This window comes from Candidatus Streptomyces philanthi, from assembly GCF_059553635.1.
Genome location: NZ_JCANQV010000347.1, coordinates 1 through 5,553, shown reverse-complemented (window position 1 = coordinate 5,553; position 5,553 = coordinate 1). Strand labels below are relative to the sequence as shown.

Here is a 5,553-nt window from a genome sequence, read left to right as displayed (position 1 = left end):
GCCGCTGCGGACGGCGGCGAGCAGCAGCGCGGCCCGGGTGCGTTCGCCGGCGGCCAGGGTGTCGGTCTCCGCGACCCTGCGGGCGAGCCTGCCGTGGACGTGCGCCATGCCCAGCTGGGCCGCGCACGCGGTGAGGACCCGCTGGTCGTCCGCGCCCAGCGCGCGGCCCCGGCCGCTCAGCGCCAGATCGTCGTCGACGGGTACGGTCACCTCCGCGTCGTAGGGCCGCTCGGGTGCCCGCTCCCCGGCGCTGGCGATCACGTACCACCGCGGCTCCGCGGCGTGCTCCCGGTCGCGTTCGAGGAGGCTGACCGCCGCCAGACCGAAGTTCTCCCGCACCTGTTCCAGGAGGTCCGGCAGGTCCTGGCCATGGGCCATCGCCGTCGCCAGCCGGGTCAGGGCACGGGCCTCGGTGAGGGCGCGCTGCGCCCGGTGGGTGCGCCGGGCCGCCGTCCCCGCCGCGGTGCCGACGAGCACGGCGGTCACGGCGAACACCGCGACGGCCACGGCCTCCTCGGGGCGGGCGAAGGAGAAGGAGTGCGGGGGAGCGGCGAACCAGTAGCCGGCGATGAGTACGGCGGCGAGCGCGGTGAGCAGCGCGGGGACGAGCCCGCCGGTCAGGGCCACCGCGACGACCACGAGGAGGTAGAGCAGCAGGTCGGCGGCGAGACCGACGGTGCCGCGCACCGAGGCCAGTACCACCGTCAGCACGGGCAGCAGTACGGCCGCACCGGCGGTCGCGGCCCACAACCGCCGCGGTCCCGTGCCGCGGACCGGACGCGGAAGCCGGGGCACGGCCGGGCCCACGGCCTGCTCATGGGTGACGATGTGCACGTCGATGGGGCCCGAGGCGCGGATCGTCCGCCGTCCCACCCCCGCGCGCAGCGCCGCGGACCACCGGCCGCGGCGGCTGGCCCCCAGCACGATCTGGGTGACGTTCTCGGCCTCCGCGAACTGGAGCAGCGCCGCCGCGACGTCCTCCCCGGTGGTCTGGTGGTAGCTGCCGCCGAGGGACTCCACCAGTTCGCGCTGTTCCCGCAGCGCGGGCGGCGCGGCGCCCGCGAGGCCCTCGCCGGGGACCACGTGCAGGGCCAGCAGCTCGCTGCCGGGGGTCCGCGCGGTGATCCGGGCGGCGCGGCGGACGAGGGTGGCGCCCTCGGGGCCGCCGGTCAGCCCGACGAGGATGCGCTCGCGGGTCTCCCACGGCGCGGCGATGCCGTGCTCGCTGCGGTAGCGCTGAAGGCCCTCCTCGACCCGGTCGGCGAGCCACAGCAGCGCCAGCTCGCGCAGCGCGGTCAGGTTACCGACCCTGAAGTAGTGGGTGAGGGCGGCCTCGATGCGGTCCGCGGGATAGATGTCACCGTGCACCATCCGGCGTCGCACCACCTCGGGCGGCAGGTCGACCAGCTCGATCTGGTCGGCGCGCCGGGCCACCTCGTCGGGCAGCGTCTCGCGCTGGACGACCCCGGTGATCTGCCGTACGACGTCGTTGAGCGATTCCAGGTGCTGCACATTGAGCGTGGTCACCACGTCGATGCCCGCGTCGAGCAGTTCCCCGACGTCCTGCCAGCGCTTGGGGTTGCGGCAGCCGGGCACATTGCTGTGCGCCAGCTCGTCGACCAGTGCGACCTGCGGCGCGCGGGCCAGCACCGCGTCCGTGTCCATCTCGGTGAAGACCGCGTCGCGGTGGGTCATGGTGCGGCGGGGGACGGTCTCCAGGCCCTCGGCCATCGCCGCGGTCGGCCGCCGCCCGTGCGGTTCGACGAACCCGACGACGACATCCGCGCCCTGGGCGCGCAGCCGCTGGCCTTCCTGGAGCATGGCGTAGGTCTTCCCGACCCCGGGGGCGGCCCCCAGGTAGATCCGCAACCGTCCGCGTACGTCTGGCACCGGCGGGCTCCTGCCGCTTCCCTGCGGCCACCGCGCCAGTGGCCGCCTTCCGTCCTTCCATGGTGCGCTCACCAAGGGCGGCGCAGGACTCCCCGTTCGGCCGCGGCGTGTCGGGCCGGAGGGCGGGTGCCGGGCGGTAGCGTCGGTGGCCGATCGTGTCCCTCGCCGTCCCACGGGGGGTGTGCCGCCCATGCCGGACCTCGTGTTCGTCGTCCTCACCGTCCTGGTGTTCACCGTGATCGGCCTGGTGGCGAAGGGGGCGGGCCGACTGTGAGCGTCGACAACATCGTCGGCCTGATCGTGGCCGTGTGCCTGGCGGTCTACCTCGTGCTCTGCCTGATCTTCCCCGACAAGTTCTAGGGCCGGCAGCCACCCACGCCCCGGGGAGGCGCACATGAACGACACCCTCGCGGGCTGGCTCCAGGTCCTCGCCCTGGTGGTGGCGCTCGCCCTGTCCTTCCGGCCGCTGGGCGACCTGATGGCGCACGCCCTCACCTCGCCGCGCCACTGGCGGGTCGAGCGCCTGCTCTACCGGGTGGGCGGGGTGGACGCCGGCACGGAACATCCCTGGCCGGTGTATCTGCGCGGTGTGCTCGCCTTCGCGGCGGTGTCGGTGCTGTTCCTGTACGCCTTCCAGCGGCTCCAGAACCTGCTGCCGCTCTCCCTGGGGCTGCCGCCCGTGCCGCCCGACCTGTCGTTCAACACGGCGGCCTCCTTCGTCACCAACACCAACTGGCAGTCCTATCCGGGCGAGACGACGATGGGGCACCTGGTGCAGATGGCCGGGCTGGCGGTGCAGAACTTCGTGTCGGCGGCGGTCGGCATCGCCGTGGTCGCCGCGCTGGTGAGGGGCTTCACCCGGGAGCGGACCGAACGGGTCGGCAACTTCTGGGTGGACGTCACCAGGATCGTGCTGCGGGTGCTGCTGCCGCTCTCCGTGGTCGCCGCGGTGGTCTTGGTGGCCGGCGGGGTGATCGAGAACTTCCACGGTGTACGGACGATCGGCACCCTCGCCGGAGGGCACCAGAGCATCCCCGGAGGGCCGGTTGCCTCCCAGGAGGCGATCAAGGAACTGGGGACCAACGGCGGCGGCTTCTTCAACGCCAACTCCGCCCACCCCTTCGAGAACCCCACCCCCTTCACCAACTGGCTGGAGATCTACCTGATGCTCGTTCTCCCGGTCGCCCTTCCCCGCACCTTCGGGAGGATGGCCGGCGACGTACGGCAGGGCCACGCGGTCATCGCCGTGATGGCGCTGATCTGGGCGGTGTCGGTCGCCCTCGTCACCGCCAACGAACTGCACGGGCTGAGCAGTTCGGCGGGACACGCGGCCGGCGGGATGCTGGAGGGCAAGGAGCAGCGGTTCGGTGTGTGGGCTTCGGCGTTGTTCGCCGCGTCCACCACACTGACGTCGTGCGGCGCGGTCAACTCCTCCCACGACTCGTACACCCCGGGCGGCGGCGGTATGACCCTTCTCCACATGATGCTCGGTGAGATCGCCCCCGGCGGCGTGGGATCGGGCCTCTACGGCATCCTGATCCTGGCCGTCGTCACCGTGTTCGTCGCCGGTCTGATGGTGGGGCGGACCCCCGAGTACCTGGGCAAGAAGCTCGGGGGCCGGGAGATGAAGTTCGCCTCGCTGTACCTCCTCACCACCCCGGCGCTGGTCCTGGCCGGGGCCGGGGTCGCGATGGCGCTGCCGGGCGAGCGGGCGGCGATGCTCAACCACGGGCCGCACGGATTCTCCGAGGTCCTCTACGCCTTCGCCTCCGGCGCCAACAACAACGGCTCCGCGTTCGCGGGCCTTTCCGCCGGCACCGTCTGGTACAACACCGCCCTCGGTCTGGTGATGCTGCTGGGCCGCTTCCTGCCCATGGTGTTCGTCCTCGCGCTCGCCGGCTCCCTGGCACGGCAGCGGGCCGTGCCGGTGACCGCGGGTACCCTGCCCACCCACCGGCCGCAGTTCGTCGGGCTGCTGACGGCGGTGGTGCTCGTCCTCGTCGGCCTCACCTACTTCCCCGCGCTCGCGCTGGGACCGCTCGCGGAAGGGCTGCGCTGATGTCACCGAGGCAGGCACCCGCCCGCCGCGTCCCCGGCGGGCGGGCGGACCCGCGGCAGCTCGTGATGTGCCTGCCCGCCGCGCTGCGCAAGCTGGACCCGCGGACGATGGTCAGGAACCCGGTGATGTTCGTGGTGGAGGTCGGTGCGGTGCTGACCACACTGTCGGCGCTGAGGAACCCGGGTGTCTTCGCCTGGATGATCACCGCGTGGCTGTGGCTGACCGTCGTCTTCGCCAACCTCGCCGAGGCGGTCGCCGAAGGACGCGGCCGGGCCCAGGCCGACGCCCTGCGGCGGACCAGGACCGACACCGTCGCCCGCCGGCTCTCCGCGCCCCCGCGCCCCGGCGCGCCGGAGCCCGCCGAGGAGACGGTCCCGGCGACCGCGCTGCGGCCCGGCGACCACGTGGTCGTGGCGGCCGGAGAGACCGTCCCCGGGGACGGCGATGTCGTCGAGGGCGTGGCGAGTGTGGACGAGTCGGCGATCACGGGGGAGTCGGCGCCGGTGATCCGCGAGTCCGGCGGGGACCGGTCCGCGGTGACCGGGGGGACGAAGGTGCTCTCCGACCGCATCGTCGTCAAGATCACCTCCAGGCCCGGCGAGACCTTCATCGACCGGATGATCGCCCTGGTGGAGGGCGCCACCCGGCAGAAGACGCCCAACGAGATCGCCCTCGACATCCTGCTGGTCTCACTGACCCTGATCTTCCTGACCGCCGTGGTCACCCTTCAGCCGTTCGCCGTCTTCGCGGGTGCCGAGCAGCCGATCGTCGTTCTGGCCGCCCTGGTCGTCGCGCTGATCCCGACGACCATCGGCGCGCTGCTCTCGGCCATCGGCATCGCCGGCATGGACCGGCTCGTCCGGCGCAACGTCCTGGCGATGTCCGGGCGCGCCGTCGAGGCGGCCGGTGACGTCAACACCCTGCTGCTCGACAAGACCGGCACCATCACCCTCGGCGACCGGCAGGCCACCGGCTTCGTGCCGGTCGGCGGCATCGCCAGGGAGGAACTCGCCGACGCCGCCCAACTGGCCTCCCTCGCCGACGAGACGCCCGAGGGCCGCTCCATCGCGGTCCTCGCCAAGGAGAAGTACGCGCTGCGCGGGCGCGGTGAGGGGGAGTTGGCGCACGCGGCGTTCGTCCCGTTCTCCGCGCGGACCCGGATGTCGGGGGTGGACCTGGGCGACACGGGGGAGGGGGCGCGCTCGCTGCGGAAGGGCGCGGCGACCGCGGTGATGCGCTGGGTCCGCGACCACGGCGGACATCCCACCGACGAGGTCGGCCCGGTCGTCGACGGCATCGCCGCGAGCGGCGGCACCCCCCTGGTCGTCGGGGAGGTCGTACGGCACCAGGGCACCGGCACCGCCCGGGTCCTCGGCGTCATCCACCTCAAGGACGTGGTGAAGAACGGGATGCGGGAGCGTTTCGCCGAGCTGCGGCGGATGGGCATCAGGACGGTGATGATCACGGGTGACAATCCGCTGACGGCGCGGGCGATCGCGCAGGAGGCGGGGGTGGACGACTTCCTGGCGGAGGCGACGCCGGAGGACAAGATGGCGTTGATCAAGCGGGAGCAGGCCGGCGGGAAGCTCGTCGCGATGACGGGG

General features: G+C 73.1%; 4 protein-coding genes. 3 read left to right on the top strand and 1 reads right to left on the bottom strand.

Going from position 1 to position 5,553, the window contains the following annotated elements; genetic code table 11:
• A partial coding sequence (locus tag AC51EU_RS26475) for a DUF4118 domain-containing protein (RefSeq protein WP_496269604.1) occupies positions 1-1,890 on the bottom strand: 1,890 nt, incomplete at its 3' end.
• A 270-nt stretch (positions 1,891-2,160) separates the two neighbouring features.
• On the opposite strand from AC51EU_RS26475, the gene kdpF reads away from it, so the two are divergent.
• From kdpF to kdpB, 3 genes are all read left to right on the top strand, one after another.
• On the top strand, positions 2,161-2,250 hold the full coding sequence (gene kdpF / locus AC51EU_RS26470) for a K(+)-transporting ATPase subunit F (RefSeq protein ID WP_496269603.1): 90 nt from the start codon (positions 2,161-2,163) through the stop codon (positions 2,248-2,250).
• A gap of 34 nt (positions 2,251-2,284) precedes the next feature.
• A complete protein-coding gene (kdpA, locus tag AC51EU_RS26465) occupies positions 2,285-3,949 on the top strand; it encodes a potassium-transporting ATPase subunit KdpA (protein ID WP_496269602.1) in 1,665 nt (554 codons plus the stop codon).
• A partial coding sequence (gene kdpB / locus AC51EU_RS26460) for a potassium-transporting ATPase subunit KdpB (RefSeq protein WP_496269601.1) occupies positions 3,949-5,553 on the top strand: 1,605 nt, incomplete at its 3' end. The genes kdpA and kdpB, both read left to right, overlap by 1 nt.

Excerpts from the sequence above, each read along its gene's own strand:
- kdpA (WP_496269602.1), top strand. The coding sequence starts at position 2,285 with ATGAACGACACCCTCGCGGGCTGGCTCCAGGTCCTCGCCCTGGTGGTG.